13 protein-coding genes are annotated in these 13,961 nt (G+C 63.5%); 1 reads left to right on the forward strand and 12 read right to left on the reverse strand.

What is annotated here, in order from left to right:
• Positions 1-6: 6 nt before the first annotated feature.
• The 8 genes from ASH01S_RS06275 to ASH01S_RS06310 form a co-directional block, all read right to left on the reverse strand.
• Positions 7-750, reverse strand: coding sequence for a fumarylacetoacetate hydrolase family protein (locus ASH01S_RS06275; protein WP_067925250.1), 744 nt, complete (start codon positions 748-750; stop codon positions 7-9).
• On the reverse strand, positions 747-1,592 hold the full coding sequence (locus ASH01S_RS06280; protein ID WP_067925253.1) for a fumarylacetoacetate hydrolase family protein: 846 nt from the start codon (positions 1,590-1,592) through the stop codon (positions 747-749). The genes ASH01S_RS06275 and ASH01S_RS06280 overlap by 4 nt, the downstream gene beginning before the upstream one ends.
• Positions 1,589-1,927 carry a Rieske (2Fe-2S) protein gene (locus ASH01S_RS06285; RefSeq protein ID WP_067925256.1) on the reverse strand — a complete coding sequence of 113 codons (339 nt, stop codon included), beginning with the start codon at positions 1,925-1,927 and terminating at the stop codon, positions 1,589-1,591. Before ASH01S_RS06285 ends, ASH01S_RS06280 begins: the two co-directional genes overlap by 4 nt.
• 50 nt (positions 1,928-1,977) lie before the next feature.
• A complete protein-coding gene (gene hpaI, locus ASH01S_RS06290; protein ID WP_157067023.1) occupies positions 1,978-2,865 on the reverse strand; it encodes a 2,4-dihydroxyhept-2-ene-1,7-dioic acid aldolase in 888 nt (295 codons plus the stop codon).
• A 125-nt stretch (positions 2,866-2,990) separates the two neighbouring features.
• Positions 2,991-3,992: a 3,4-dihydroxyphenylacetate 2,3-dioxygenase gene (hpaD, locus tag ASH01S_RS06295; RefSeq protein WP_067925259.1), complete on the reverse strand. Its 1,002-nt coding sequence runs from the start codon at positions 3,990-3,992 to the stop codon at positions 2,991-2,993.
• Positions 3,993-4,002: 10 nt separating this feature from the next.
• Positions 4,003-5,481: a 4-hydroxyphenylacetate 3-monooxygenase, oxygenase component gene (gene hpaB / locus ASH01S_RS06300; RefSeq protein WP_067925262.1), complete on the reverse strand. Its 1,479-nt coding sequence runs from the start codon at positions 5,479-5,481 to the stop codon at positions 4,003-4,005.
• 21 nt (positions 5,482-5,502) lie between these two features.
• Entirely contained in the window at positions 5,503-6,999 is a 1,497-nt protein-coding gene (gene hpaE, locus ASH01S_RS06305; protein ID WP_067925265.1) for a 5-carboxymethyl-2-hydroxymuconate semialdehyde dehydrogenase, read from the reverse strand.
• Positions 7,000-7,098: 99 nt separating this feature from the next.
• Entirely contained in the window at positions 7,099-7,590 is a 492-nt protein-coding gene (locus ASH01S_RS06310) for a flavin reductase family protein (protein WP_067925268.1), read from the reverse strand.
• 320 nt (positions 7,591-7,910) lie between these two features.
• Here ASH01S_RS06310 and ASH01S_RS06315 point away from each other — a divergent pair, with 320 nt between their 5' ends.
• Positions 7,911-8,675, forward strand: a complete 765-nt coding sequence (locus ASH01S_RS06315) for an IclR family transcriptional regulator (protein WP_067925271.1) — start codon at positions 7,911-7,913, stop codon at positions 8,673-8,675.
• Positions 8,676-8,785: 110 nt separating this feature from the next.
• On the opposite strand, the gene ASH01S_RS06320 is transcribed toward ASH01S_RS06315, so the two are convergent.
• The 4 genes from ASH01S_RS06320 to sat are packed head-to-tail and all read right to left on the reverse strand — an operon-like array spanning position 8,786 to position 13,949.
• Positions 8,786-9,595, reverse strand: coding sequence for a sirohydrochlorin chelatase (locus ASH01S_RS06320; RefSeq protein WP_245628955.1), 810 nt, complete (start codon positions 9,593-9,595; stop codon positions 8,786-8,788).
• The gene (gene cobA / locus ASH01S_RS06325; protein WP_067925277.1) at positions 9,595-10,854 is read right to left on the reverse strand and encodes a uroporphyrinogen-III C-methyltransferase; all 1,260 of its coding nucleotides are present in this window, start codon (positions 10,852-10,854) and stop codon (positions 9,595-9,597) included. Before cobA ends, ASH01S_RS06320 begins: the two co-directional genes overlap by 1 nt.
• Before the next feature lie 47 nt (positions 10,855-10,901).
• Positions 10,902-12,731: an NADPH-dependent assimilatory sulfite reductase hemoprotein subunit gene (locus tag ASH01S_RS06330; RefSeq protein ID WP_067925280.1), complete on the reverse strand. Its 1,830-nt coding sequence runs from the start codon at positions 12,729-12,731 to the stop codon at positions 10,902-10,904.
• Positions 12,732-12,764: 33 nt separating this feature from the next.
• Positions 12,765-13,949, reverse strand: a complete 1,185-nt coding sequence (gene sat / locus ASH01S_RS06335; protein WP_067925283.1) for a sulfate adenylyltransferase — start codon at positions 13,947-13,949, stop codon at positions 12,765-12,767.
• Positions 13,950-13,961 lie beyond the last annotated feature (12 nt).

The following is a 13,961-nucleotide window of genomic DNA, read 5'->3' on the forward strand; positions in this document are numbered from 1 at the left end:
CTCTCCTCACCCGTCCGCTGCGACGAAATTGACCAAGCGGCCGATTCCGTCAATTTCGGTCACCACCTCGTCCCCCACACTGACCGGCGTCGCTCCCCGCGGCGTTCCGGTGAGAATCACGTCCCCAGGCCGAAGCGTCAACCACTGGCTGATGTGGGCGATGAGGAACGGGATGTCGAAAATCATGTCCCTGGTGCACCCCTCCTGCCGCAACTCGCCGTTGACGTACGTGCGCAGACTGAGGTTCATCGCATCCGGTATGTCGTCCTTATCCACCAGGCAAGGTCCGATGGGGGTCGAGGCATCCCGGTTTTTCACACGCAGGTTGGGACGGTAAAAGTTTTCCAGGTAATCGCGAAACGCGTAGTCGTTGGCCACCGTATAGCCAGCGATGTGGTCGTACGCCCGTTCGCGCGAGATGTGCTTACCGCCGCGCCCGATGACCACCGCCAGCTCACACTCGTAGTGCATGAATGTGACGTCCCTTGGCTTGACCGTCTGGCCGCGATGACCGACCCAGGTGTTGGGGCCCTTCAGGAACACCAAAGGCTCCTTGGGCGGATGAAACGCCAGTTCTCCGGCGTGATCAGCGTAGTTCAACCCGAGCGCGAACGCCGTGCCCGGCGTAAACGGCGGCAACCAGACCACCTCCTCTTCTCCCACCAACCGACCGTCGGGCAGGCGCAGGCGTCCCTCCTCCACGATGGCGTAGTGAATCGCCCCCTGGTATGCGACACGTGCCCGTCTCACGGCAACCACCTCCCATCCGGCGGCAGGTCAAAGACTGGGGGCCGCGCGTCGGCCGCGGTATAGTGCGCGGCGGCCTGGGACTCGGCCACCAGTGGGTTTTCCAGCACACCTACTCCTTCGATGGCCGCGCGCACCCGCTGCCCCGCTCGTACCAGGGGCGCATCCGCCGGTACACCCGCCAGCAGCACATCGCCCGGATAGAGCGTCATGAAACTGGTCACCTCGGAAATCAGCCTCGGCAGCGTCCGCACCGCGCTAGCGGTCGAATGGGCGAGGCGCCGCTCCCCATCGACGAAAACCTCAACCCGTAGCTGGTTCGGGTTGGCGACCGCCGTCGACTCGACAATCCACGGCCCAATCGGACAGAACCCGTCCCGGGCTTGCTCGGCCACGGCCGGCCGGTACCAGTCCTGACGTGGGACGCTCACATCCAGCACGATGGTGTACCCGAGCACGTATGCCAAAGCCTCCTGCTCGTCAACGCGTGCGGCCGTCCGGCCGAACACGGCGCCCAGCGCCGGTGCTACCGTCAACTGCTCGACTCCGTCTGGCACGGGAATCGGCGCGTCCGGGCCAATCACCGTGTTCGCCGGCTTGATGTACAGCACCGGCGCCTGCGGCGGCCGGTTGTAGGGCGGACCGTGGAACACCGCATCCAGCCGGGCCAGGGCCTCGGCGTCGTTCAACGCAACACCGTACACTGTGCCGGAGACCGGGGCAGTCAAGGGTAGTTCAAACGCCGGGATGCGCCGGCCCTGCCACATGAGCTCCGTCGTACCCGGGATCACCTCGACCTCCTCGTTCCACGCCCATCCGTTCCGTCTCAGCCACGCCCGCGTCACGCCGTCCCCTCCTCATGTCCCGCACCGTCACTCTGTATCCAGACTCGACCGTCCTCCACCTTTGCTCGATACGTCGCCACCGGCCTCTTAGCTGGCGGGTTCAACACCTCTCCGGTACGCAGGTCAAACTCGCTGCCGTGGCACGGGCAAAGGATGGCGTGCCCGTCCATCATCCCTTCCGACAGCGCGCAATCCGCGTGGGAACACCGGTTGTCCAGGGCGAACACCTGGTCGCCCACCGCAGCCAGCACGATGTCCCGGCCATTTACGCGGACGGCGCACAAGCCCTGGCTGCGCAGGTGGTCAAACGCCAAACACTCGACCCAGCACGGCATGCCACCACCCCTTTGTTTCGCCACTGCCACCATCGCTCTCCCTTCGTCCACTACAGCAAGCCATACCGGCCTAATACCGCCCGCAGCCGGGCCTGCATATCATCCCCCGGCAGCGCTAAGGGTGGGCGCACCACCGGACGAATCTTCCCTTGCATGGCTAGACACGCCTTGAGCGGGCCTGGATTCGTTTCCCAGAACAGGGCTTCGTTCAGCTCCAACAACTGATAGTGCAGGTCCATCGCCCGCTTCCACTCACCTCGCTCCACAAGGTTGTACAGCTCCGCCACTTCGCGAGGCATCAGATTGGCAGTGGCGCTGACGTGCCCAGCTCCACCCAGGGCTAACATCGGGTAGCATAACAGTTCAATGCCCGAGTAGACGAGAAAGTCCCGACCGCACTGATGCAGCACGTGGCTGACCTGCTCGAAGTCCTTATTCGACTCCTTGACACCCACGATATTGGGACAGTCGCGGCGCAGCCTGGCCATCGTCGCCGGGAGCATGTTCACCCCCGTACGGCCGGGAATGTTGTAGATGATGATGGGGATGCGGACCGACTCCGCCACCGTTCGGAAGTGGCGGTACAGCCCCTCTTGGGACGGCTTGTTGTAATACGGGACAATCACCAGCGCGGCGTCCGCCCCGATGCGCTCCGCATGCTGGGTCAGGCGCAGCGTCTCCGCCTGATTGGTCGATCCGCTCCCCAATACGGTGGGCACGCGCCCGCGCACAGCGTCGACGGTCACCTCCATCAGGTACTCCCGCTCTTCGGTCGTCAGAGAACTGGGTTCCCCGGTCGTCCCGCAACAGGAGATGCCGTGGCTACCGCTGTCGATCTGCCACTCAATCAGCTCTCGGTACGCCTGCTCGTCAATCTGTCCATCGTCCCGGAACGGGGTCACCATCGGGACGATGGAACCGCGCAACTCTTTGGCCAAAGTGTGCTCCTCCCTCGCTGTGCCGAGGACCGCACTGCGCCGCAAGCGGTGCAGCCGCCGGCACCCGCGGCGCCCGCCCGGTGCGTCTCCGACAGCCGCCGGGTCCTCGGCGTTTGGTCATTCGCCTATCGAATAAATTCCTTCCACCGCGACGCCGCCGAACTCGCAGGCTGGACGGACACGCTCCGGCCTGTGGCCACGTCCAGCACGGGCGAGGCTTCCCGCCACCAACTGTCGGGAGTCCGGTGCCCCCACAGCGTCTGGCGTCTCGGGTCGGAAGCGCTCCAACGAATCGGCTCCAGGTCTGGATCGAGCGTGAGATAGTCGCAGGTGTACAGCTCGATGCGGTGTCCGTCCGGATCGCGCAGGTACAGGAAAAACGCGTTGGAGATGCCGTGGCGGCCTGGGCCGCGTTCGATGTGCTCATGCATCGCGGCACCGCCCAAGATGTCGCAGACATGGATGATGCTCATCATGTCGTCCATCCAAAAGCCGAGGTGGTGCACCCGCGGCCCTGGGCCCTCCATGATGGCCACGTCGTGCACGTTGGGCTTTCGGTGCAACCACGCGGCCGTCTTGCGGCGCGGGGCGTCGTCCGTCTCGACGTACTCGCTGAGGCGAAACCCGAGCCCCTCCGTCCACCAGGAGAACGCCGCGTCAAAGCCGGGCACAAACAGATTGAAATGGTCCATCCGCCGCACTGCTCCGCCCTTGTGCAAGTGATACAACTGGTGATGGGAGGGCGCCGCATCCATGGCGGCGAAAAACTCGAGCGGAAAACCAGCCGGGTCCACCACGCGCAGAGCCCGGCCCTGGCCCAGTTCCTCCCCGGCTTCCAGCCACACGGTGCGCAGTCCTTGGTCCTGGCATTGCCCGGCGATGAGGTCCAGGTCCGCCTCCGACGCGACGCGCAAGCCCAGGTGGTGAACCGCCGCCCTCTCCCCTTCCGTCAAGACCAGGCTGTGATGCACGCGCTCCTCCACGCCGCGCAGGTACAACCGTCCCTGGGTTTCCGCCGTGACGACGAAGCCCAGCACGTCCACGTAGAACGGCTTTGCTTTGGCCAAGTCGGTCACGACCAGCTCCGCGTGGGCGGAGCGCAGGATGTGAAACGGATGTTGACCCATGCCTCATCCCTCACTTTGCTTCCATGGTCGCGCGAGACGTCGGTTCACCACGGTGCAGCAACTCCTCCACTCGCGCCAGCATCGCCGTTTTGTCGTACGTGTTGTAGTAGACACCCGCCATGCGTACGGGATCGCCAAAGAAGAAGCGTTCATACAGCACCTGTCGCGATCCGAAAGCGCTGAGCGACGCGTCCCAAGCCAGCCGGAACAGCCGCAGCCGGTCTTCGGCCGGCAGATTGCGCGCTACCAAGTACTCGTCGATCTGCGGGCGAATGGGACTCTCCAGGTCGGCCTCGCTCGGTATGGCCATCAGGCCGCTGGCGCCCAATTGCTGGATGATTTCCACCAGACGCGGATACGTCTTGGGAAAGATGTGCCTGGCGGCGTTGAGCGGCGCCCAATCTGGGCACATCACCCCCCACTCGTCCACGGCTGCATCCGCCTCCGCCGCCTTTGTAAAGGCTTTCATCGTTTCCACGGCGAGGATGATCTCGGACAGCTTCTCCTGCACGTGTTGGAACTGCCCGATGCCAATGGCCTGCACGATGCTCTCGGCGATGCCGAGCAGAAACTCAGCTTTGGCGATGTTTTTCTGGACCACCTGATGGGTCATGTGGATGGTCGCGTGCGTAGCCATGTGCAGATTATTGCACAGATGCGCGTTCTCCAGCAGAAACACCCTGTCCCAGGGTACCAATACGTCGTCAAACACGACGACCGCGTCCATCTCCTCAAACCTGGATCCCAGGGGGTGATCGAAGTGGCTCTTGCCGTAGTCGAACGTCTCGCGGCAGATGTAGCGCAACCCAGGTGTGGAGTTAGGAATCGCGAAGGCGAACGAATACGGGTTGTCTTCCTCGGTGCCCTTGAGCACGGTGGAGGGGAAGACCATGATCTCGTCCGCAATCGGGCCCTGCGTCGCCAGCAATCGGGCGCCGCGGATGACCACCCCGCGCGGATTCTTCTCGACCACGTGCGCCGCCACGTAGGGATTCGCCTGCTTGGCGGTCGAGAGGGCGCGGTTGACCTGCGGATTGATCAGCGTGTGCGTGATGGACAAATCATTCTCCCGCACGTACTGGTAGTAGGCGCGGATGTTCTCCCCATAAGCTGGATTGTCCTGCGCAAAGTAGTCGGCCGCCTGGCTCATCGCCATCAGCGCGCTGTTCATGTAGTCGGGCGTGCGGCCCATCATGCCGCCGCTGTAGTCGGCCCAGCGCTTCATCGCCGTTCGCCGCCGCGCCAAATCGGCCCGCGTTCTCGGCACAAGGAACGAATTGCCATAGCGCACGCCGTCTTCGACAAACGTCATCTCTTCCTTGGTGTCCGCGTCGTGCTGCATGTCGTAGAGCGCCGCCATGCTGGCGATGACATTCTGGAACGCCGGGTGCTCCGCAATCGGCCCCTCCACGCGTTCTCCGCCAATCCATACGTCCCGCGCTTCCCGATTCAACCGGTCGATGTACTCCTGTCCGTTCCTGGCTCCCATGAGTACGCCCCCTTTTCCCGTTTATCGCCCGCGTCCAAACTTGGGAATCGGCTGTGCCCCCAGCGAAACGTGGACCGTCTGCAGCTCGGTGTAAAACTCGAAGCTGTAGTGCCCGCCCTCGCGGCCAATGCCGCTCATCTTGGCGCCGCCAAACGGCGTGCGCAGGTCGCGCACGTTCTGCGAATTGACCCAGACCATCCCCGACTGGATGCGCTGCGCCACCCGATGCGCCCGGGTCAAGTCGTTGGTCCATACATACGCGGCCAATCCATATTTCACGCCGTTGGCCAAGCGTATGGCCTCTTCCTCCGTACCAAACGGGATGGAGACCAGCACCGGGCCGAAAATCTCCTCCTGGGCGATGCGCATCTCGTTTCGCACATCGACAAACAGGGTCGGCGGCACGAAGTTTCCACCTGCCAGGTGCTTTGGCACCTCCGCCTGTGCGGCGATGCGCGCACCCTCCCGCACCCCCTGGTCAATGTAGGCGAGCACCCTGTCCCGATGCTCCGGGTGGATGAGGGCGCCCACCTCGGTCTGTGCATCCGCCGGGTGGCCCACGCGGATGCTCTTCACCCGCTCCGCCAGTCGTGCCTCGAACGTCTCCCGGATAGAACGCTCCACCAACAGGCGCGATCCGGCCGTGCACCGCTCCCCGTTCAACGAATAGACGCCGAAGATGACGGCGTCCACCGCCTTGTCCAGGTCCGCGTCCGCGAACACGATGACCGGCGACTTGCCGCCCAACTCCATCGAAAACCGCTTCAGACCGACTGCCCCAGTGCGCATGATCTCCTGGCCGGTCGTCGTTTCCCCGGTGAACGAGATGAGCGGCACATCCGGGTGGCGCACCAACGCGGCGCCTGCGGTCTCCCCGAAACCGTGCACGACGTTGAACACGCCGTCCGGCAGACCCGCCTCCTGCAGGAGCGCGGCCAGGCGCGTGGCGGTCAGCGGCGACCACTCGGCCGGTTTGAGGACCGCCGTGTTGCCCGTCGCGAGACAGGGAGCAATCTTCCAGGTGGCGAGCATGAGCGGGGTGTTCCACGGCGTGATCAGCCCGGCCACCCCCACGGGTCTACGCACGGTATAGTTAAGGAACATGTCGTCCACAGGGTACGTCTCCCCGGTCAGGCGCGTCGCCATCTCCGCGAAGAAGCGGAAGTTGTCGGCCGCCCGCGCCGCCTGCCCACGCGCCTGTGCAATCGGCAGCCCGGTGTCGAGCACCTCCAGTTGAGCCAGTTCATCCTCATGTCGCTCGATGGTGTCCGCGATGCGGTGGAGCAGGCGAGCCCGGTCCTTCGCCTTCATCGTCCGCCACGGGCCGGCCTCAAACGCTTGCTTGGCAGCCGCCACCGCACGGTCGATGTCCTCCGCCTGTCCGTCCGCCACCGTGGTCAAGACCTCGTTCGTGGTCGGGTTGACGGTTGCAAACGTCCGTCCCGACACGCTGTCGCAGAACTCGCCGTTGATAAAGTGTTGGGCCGGTCTCACAGTAACTTGTGATGACTCTGTCATGGTCGTCCTCCTCACCGCTTTCCGTCCTGAAGCCTAACCGCCCTTACTAACCTATCTAAAATCATATATGATTTGAGATAAAATACACAAGACCTTTCGCTACACTCCGACAGCATTCACCGACAAGTACCCGCCCTTCCAGAACAAGAGCGGACGCAGCGGTCGAGGTTCCACGTAGAGTCGCCGCACGTGCGCGAGCACAATCCCATGGTCGCCCCCTTCCATGACGTTCTCCACTTCGCAGGCCAGGGTGCACAGCGTCTCCTCCAGTCGAGGTACCCCCGCCCAATCGCGGAAGCCGAACTCAGGCCGGTCCCGGAGCCCACCGGCAAAATACCTCGAAAGGGACTCCTGCCCGGCCGCCAACACGTTGACACCAAACGAAGCACCCGGCTGCAGGAGTGTGCTCATTCGGCAACCGCGGCTCAAACACACGAGGATGAGCGGCGGATCCAGCGACACCGACGTAAAGGCGTTGGCCGTCATGGCATGCGCACGCCCGTCCACCCAGGTGGACAACACCGTCACGCCCGTCGCAAACATGCCCAGCGTTTCCCGAAAGCGTTTACTTTCCGACGGAGAGTATTCCATTCCCGAGCAACCTCCTCCTTGTTGCAGCCCGCGTTGTATGCGGACTGCGCCCTCGCTTTTACTGCCCAACCCCGTTCCTGGAAGGCCAACCTGCCCACACGGCGACTCGTTCGCTCAAAGAGTGAGCAAATGAATTCGTTTCTTTCTTGCACCCTATCCTACGCGGTGGCGCCCACGAGTGTCAACCCATTTTCTCTGAACCTTCCCGTCCGTTCGGTTATTGACGGCCACGGTGAGGGGTCGGCTATCATGGAGACAAAAGCGGGTTCCGCTTAGGCCGAAGGACGGCGAAAGGAGCCACTGCATTGAGAGAGCTGCGCATGACATCAATACGAGCGATTGACCGCGCCGTGGATGTCCTCAACGCGTTCAACCACCAGACACCGGAACGAGAGATAGATGAACTGTGCCAGGAGGTCGGCCTGCCCCGACCTACCGTGTATCGCATCCTCTACACCCTGGAGCGGCGAGGACTCATCCTTTACAACCCGGACACACACAAATACAGGTTGGGATACCAATTTTTGTACTACGGGGACCTGGTCGCGCACGCCCTGGATCTGCGTCGGGAAGCGGAAGACGTGCTGCTGGAATTGCACCGGCAGACCCAGCAGACCGTTCTCATGTCGGTGGCGCGGGAGGACACGCTGACGTATGTGTTCCGAAAAGAGGCACCGGAAGGCCTGAAGGTCTCCACCTTTGAAGGACCACGCCGGCCCATCACGTTTGGCGCCTTTGGCTGTGTCACCATGGCCTACATGGACGCAGACAATTTGGAGCGGTTGCTGGCCCAACCGCTGCCTGCTTTCACACCGGGGACGGTGACGGAACCGGATCTAATTCGTCGGCGCCTGCACCAGATTCGAGAGGACAAGGTGTTCGTGGAGACGCAGGAAGGGTACGTCGGGGTGACTGGCATCGCTGCCCCCGTGTTCGACGCCCGCAATCATTTTGTTGCCGCTGTCGGCGTCAACGGTCCAACCGTGCAATTGACCGGGGAGCGCCTATCCCAGGCCACTGCCGCGGTCCGCGACGCGGCCCTACGGATATCGGGCCGTCTCGGCGCGGGCCCGAGGCGCGGGTGAACCGGGGAACGCAAGCAGATACGCCTGGGCCCCGTCCAGGCAGTATACATCCAGCGTGGCCGTTGCGGCCCGACGAACGTAAAACCGCGCCTGACAGCCGTGCTCGGATATCAGCCACCGCCGCCGAGCAAGCGCGTCCGGATGCGCTCGCTGATCACCCTCACCAGTTCATCGTCCACACCCAGGTGGCGGCTCACGTGCACAGCAATTCCGGGGTGCCGCTCCCGCCAGGACTGCACCTGCGCGGGCAGCGCCTTGCTGAGCAAGCCGGTGAACCACAGGTACGGCATCACCGTGATGAGCCTCGCCCCGGTGTCGGCCGCGGCATCGAGGGCAGCTTCAAGTCGGCTGCCCAAACCGGTCAGAGAAGCGGGAATGACCGGGCGCACACCGCTGTACTCCTCAACCCGCCGGGCGACGGTGACCAGGTCTTGCCAGGCGTTCGGATCGTGGTTTCCGCGGGACAACAACACCGCTGCCCCGCCACGCCCATGGATGCCGGCCGGCGAGGCGTCGTGAATGCGGCGGGCTGCCACTTGGGCAAACCGCTCGTCGACGCCTACCGCCGGCATCACCTCAAATCGCAGGTCGGCCGCCAGGTGCTGTAAGCCCTGTTTGGCGGCGGCAAGCTGGGCGGGAATGTCCCGGCGCATATGACCGGCTGTGAACAAGAGCAGTGGACAGACCAGAACGCGGCACACCCGCCGTTCGGCCAGAGTACGCACCGCCGTTCCAATGTCCGGCGAAGTCAGTTCCAGAAAGGCGGGCTCAATGGAGAGCCATGGCCGCTGGAACGGCAGGCGGTTGCGTACCGCCTCCATGAACTGGCGCGCCTCCGCCGCCCCTTCTGGATCCCGGGTTCCGTGCGCAATCAGCAGCACACCGGTCTCCTCCCGGACTCCCGCTGCCCTCGTTTCCATCACCGCGCCGCCCCCGTCGGCTGGCCGCTGTACGCGAGAAACTGCGCCACTTTCTGCGCATCCGCCAGCACAGGCTGGACCGGGCCGGAGGTTTCATCATCGCCAGTGGCAGGGCGCATCCACAGCACCGGCACCCCGGCTACTGGGATGCCCATCGCCTGCAGTGCACACAGACAGCGAGTGGACTCCACCCAGACCGCATCCAGCGGGTATTCAGCCGTCTCCCTGCGCAGGGCCTCCCACACTCCGTGGACGGCAGCCTCGCCCTGTGCGGAGCCGTCGACGAACGCGCCGGCCGGCGGCCCAGCGCTCTCCACCTCGCGGCCGGATGAGACGTCCCCGCAACAGCCATTGGCAGGCAGTCTCTGACTGGACACGTGCTCGAGCGAAACCTCGTACACCTCGGCGCCCAGGTCTTCCAGCTCGTCCGCACGGTCGGTGGCCAACTCACGCGTCTCCGCCATCACCAACAGCCGTCGTCCGAATAGCGGCAACCGCTCGGCCCAGGCCAATTGGGACCTCAATCCGACCGTATCGCCGACCACAATCACCGCGGGCGCGCCCACCCTGGCTACCCGCACTTTATCCACAATGTCGACCAGGGTTCCGTCAACCACCCGTTGTTGCGCCCGCGTACCCCAGCCGACGACCGCAACTCGGGTGTGAGCCGGCCAGCCTGCGCCGAGCCAATTCTCAACCAGCTGCGGCAGGTGACCGACACCCATCAGGACCACCCGCGTGTGGTCAAGAGGAGAGGGAGAGGCACTGTCCGGGGCAGCGCAGGTATTGCCCTCGGCCGGATTGCCGCGGTGACCGGTCTCAACGGTGAAGCCGGCCGACACGCGGCGGTGAGTGACCGGAATGCCGGCATAAGCCGGAACGGACACGGCGGACGTGACACCCGGCACCAACTCCCAGTCGATCCCGGCCGCGGACAGAGCCAACGCCTCCTCGCCCCCGCGGCCGAATACGAACGGATCGCCCCCTTTAAGGCGGACCACCGTGGCTCCAGCCTTGGCGAGGCCGATGAGCAGGCGCTGGATATCGGCCTGCGGCAGGGTATGCAGGCTGGCCCGTTTACCGACATAGATGCACCTGCAGTCCGACCGCGTCCAAGCCAACAGGCGGGGAGAGAGAAGGCGGTCATAGACCACGGCATCGGCCTTGGCGAGCAACCGGCGGGCGCGCACCGTCAACAGCCCAGCCGCGCCCGGACCTGCTCCGACCAGATAAACCTTGCCTGCACCTTCTGCACCCACGCGGTCCCCCTCCTCGCAGCCAAAGCATGTGTTCCGGCCCCAGCGGGTCAGACCCCGGCCGGGGTGGAGTTCTCCGCCCCAGCCCCGGACGCGGCCCAATCCGCGCGAACTTTCTCCAGATACTCAAACCCGACGCGATGACAATAATTCCCAAACCGCTCTCCGGGCCGGCGCTCTTTCGCGTACACGGCGATGAGCGGGCGCATCGCTTCGACCAATCCATTAATCGGAACCAGCTCCAGGAAGCGTCGGTTGACACGTGTCCCGAGGGAATCCGCACCCAGGAACACGTCGTACTTGCCAATGGCGCGGCCGACGAAGCCGATGTCGGCCAGGTAGGGACGGGCGCAGCCATTAGGGCAGCCGGTCATGCGCACTGAAATCGGCTCGTTCTCCAGCCCGTACTCCGCAAACAACGCCTCAAACTGGGGCAAGACGCTAGGCAACGCGCGCTCCGATTCGGCAATCGCCAGGCCACAGGTAGGAAGCGCCGGACAGGCCATGGCCACCAGGCGGGTCCGCGGCAGGTCTTCGGCCAACTTGACACCCGCCGCGCGCAAGCGCGACTCGATGTCGGCACGGGCGTTTTGTGGCAGGTTGGCGAGAATCAGGTTCTGCTGCGTCGTCAAGTGAATGGTAGGCTGGTACTCAGAGACAATCTCCCGCAGCACGGTGCGCAGCCGGAGTCCTTCCCTGTCGAGCAGGCGGCCGTTCTCAATATAGACGCCGAGGTACGCTTTGTCCCCATAGACGCGCCAGCCCAAATGGTCCTCCGACGATTGCCAGGTGAGCGGACGGGGTGGGGTGAGCGACCGCCCGATGCGAGCCTCCACCTGCCCTTGGAACCACTCCAATCCCCGCTCATCAATCAGGTACTTCATGCGCGCGAACCGGCGGTTGGAGCGATTGCCGTAATCCCGCTGCACTGTCAGGATGGCCTCGCAGACCTCCAGCAGCTCATCGCGGGTGACAAACGCCAGCGGCGTCGCCGCCCGCGGATACGTGTTCGGGTCTCCGGCAGTGCGGCCCATGCCGCCGCCGACGAGCAGCGTATACCCCACCAACCGGTCTCCCTCGGCGTGTGCCACCAGCCCGATGTCATTCGAGTAGACGTCGCAGCAGTTGTCCCCTTCATAGGTCAGGCCAATCTTGAACTTACGCGGCAGATAGGTGCGGCCATACAACGGCTCTTCCTCGTCGCTCCTGTCCGGATTGTTACCGCCTTCGCCACGCTGGCCGGCCCCTGCCCCCACATCCGACAGAGAGCCTGCGTCGCCGCCATAGTTGGGGGTGACTTCCTCGCCATCCAACCAGATTTCGTGATACGCTTTCGTCCTGGCTCCAAACCGTGCCACCAACGCCAATTGATCCGCCCGCAATTGGCGAGCGACAGCATCGCTGCGAGGCTCGGGGCAACTGGTGATGTTGCGCACCTGATCGCCGCAGCCGCCCAAGGTGGTCACCAAGGCTTCGTTCAAGGAACGGATGGTCTCCTTCAAGTTCGCCTTCAGTATGCCATGCATCTGAAACGTCTGCCGTGTCGTGATGCGCAGTGTCCCGTTTCCGTACTCGTCGGCCAACTGGTCAAAGCGCAGATACTGGTCCGCCGTCAGAACGCCGCCGGGGATGCGCGCACGCACCATCATCATGTAGTGGCGCTCTTTGCCTTCCTTTTTCAATTGTTTGCGCAGGTCCCGGTCATCCTGCTGATAGACGCCATGAAACTTGAGAACCTGGATGTTTTCTTCGGAGAACGACGTCTTGCCGTCCTGCAAGGCCTCCGTGATGGTCCCGCGCAGATGATGGCTGTCGCGCTTGATGGTTTCAATCTTACTCTCGCCCGGTTGTCCCTGAAGCTCTCTCTGCGTGTCACTCATGTTGACGCTCCACCCCCGATTGCCGCTATCGGCTTACCGAGACGCGTGGGAACTCGTCTCAAGCTCCGCCATGCCTTGAATCAATACGTCGGCCACTTCGGGCCGCGAAAACTTCGGCGACAGCCGCTGGCCACTGCGCAAAATCTCCCGCACCTTGGTTCCGGAAAGCATGATGCGGTCCTCGTCCCCGTGCGGGCAGGTCTTGGTCGAAGCCATGCCGTCACACTTCACACAGTAAAAACTGTGCTCAAAGAACAACGGTGTGATGCCCAACTCCTCCGGCTTGAAGTTGCTGAAAATCTTCTGCGAATCATACGTGCCATAGTAATCGCCGACACCGGCGTGATCCCGCCCAACAATGAAATGGGTGCAGCCGAAGTTTTTCCGCACCAATGCGTGCAGTACCGCCTCGCGCGGCCCCGCGTACCGCATCGCCGCCGGATAGACGGCGAGAAACACTCGATCTTTGGGATAGTAATTATCCAACAGCACTTGATAGCTGCGCATGCGTACGTGAGCCGGGATGTCATCCGACTTCGTCTCGCCCACCAGCGGATTGAGGAACAGACCGTCCACAATTTCAAGTGCGCACTTTTGGATGTACTCGTGCGCCCGGTGCACCGGGTTGCGGGTCTGGAAACCGACTACCGTGCGCCAACCCAGGCGTTCGAAGGCAGCTCGCGTCTCGGGCGGATCGAGATAATACTCGGCAAACTCGGCGGGTTGCGTGCGGTTCAACAGGGTGATGGGGCCGGCGACGTAAAAATCGTCACGCTCGTACAGCTTACGCACGCCCGGATGCTGCTCCTCGGTCGTGCGGTAGACCGCCCCTGCCTCGCGGCGTTTGTCCGGTTGATACACTTCGGCGACCTCTATGGTCCCATATATCACCCCGTCCTCGCCAACCAACGCGGCTTTTTCGCCGATTTTCAGCGATAACGCGACCGACTCGGGAACAGCCAGCGTAATCGGAATCGTCCACACCGTTCCATCCGCCAGGCGCATCGTCTCCAGGATGCTTTCCCAGTCTCGCTCGCCCACAAACCCGGTCAGAGGTGAAAAGACACCAATTCCAATCATCTCCAGGTCCGACAGCGCCCAGTTGGTCAATGGAATTTTCGGCAGGGTGGCCGCTTCGGCCAGCGCCTCCTCACGCTCCCGACCCCGCAAGCGCCGATCGACCAAAGCACCGCCATGTGCTGCAATCAGTTCTGACATGATGTACCTCCC

The organism is Alicyclobacillus shizuokensis NBRC 103103 (assembly GCF_001552255.1).
Lineage (GTDB): Bacteria > Bacillota > Bacilli > Alicyclobacillales > Alicyclobacillaceae > Alicyclobacillus_G > Alicyclobacillus_G shizuokensis.

Bases quoted from the DNA above. Each gene is read 5' to 3' on its own strand.
- ASH01S_RS06285 (WP_067925256.1), bottom strand. From the start codon at position 1,927: ATGCCGTGCTGGGTCGAGTGTTTGGCGTTTGACCACCTGCGCAGCCAG.
- hpaD (WP_067925259.1), bottom strand. From the start codon at position 3,992: ATGGGTCAACATCCGTTTCACATCCTGCGCTCCGCCCACGCGGAGCTG.
- hpaB (WP_067925262.1), bottom strand. From the start codon at position 5,481: ATGGGAGCCAGGAACGGACAGGAGTACATCGACCGGTTGAATCGGGAA.
- hpaE (WP_067925265.1), bottom strand. From the start codon at position 6,999: ATGACAGAGTCATCACAAGTTACTGTGAGACCGGCCCAACACTTTATC.
- ASH01S_RS06310 (WP_067925268.1), bottom strand. From the start codon at position 7,590: ATGGAATACTCTCCGTCGGAAAGTAAACGCTTTCGGGAAACGCTGGGC.
- ASH01S_RS06315 (WP_067925271.1), top strand. From the start codon at position 7,911: ATGACATCAATACGAGCGATTGACCGCGCCGTGGATGTCCTCAACGCG.
- ASH01S_RS06320 (WP_245628955.1), bottom strand. From the start codon at position 9,595: ATGGAAACGAGGGCAGCGGGAGTCCGGGAGGAGACCGGTGTGCTGCTG.
- ASH01S_RS06330 (WP_067925280.1), bottom strand. From the start codon at position 12,731: ATGAGTGACACGCAGAGAGAGCTTCAGGGACAACCGGGCGAGAGTAAG.
- sat (WP_067925283.1), bottom strand. From the start codon at position 13,949: ATGTCAGAACTGATTGCAGCACATGGCGGTGCTTTGGTCGATCGGCGC.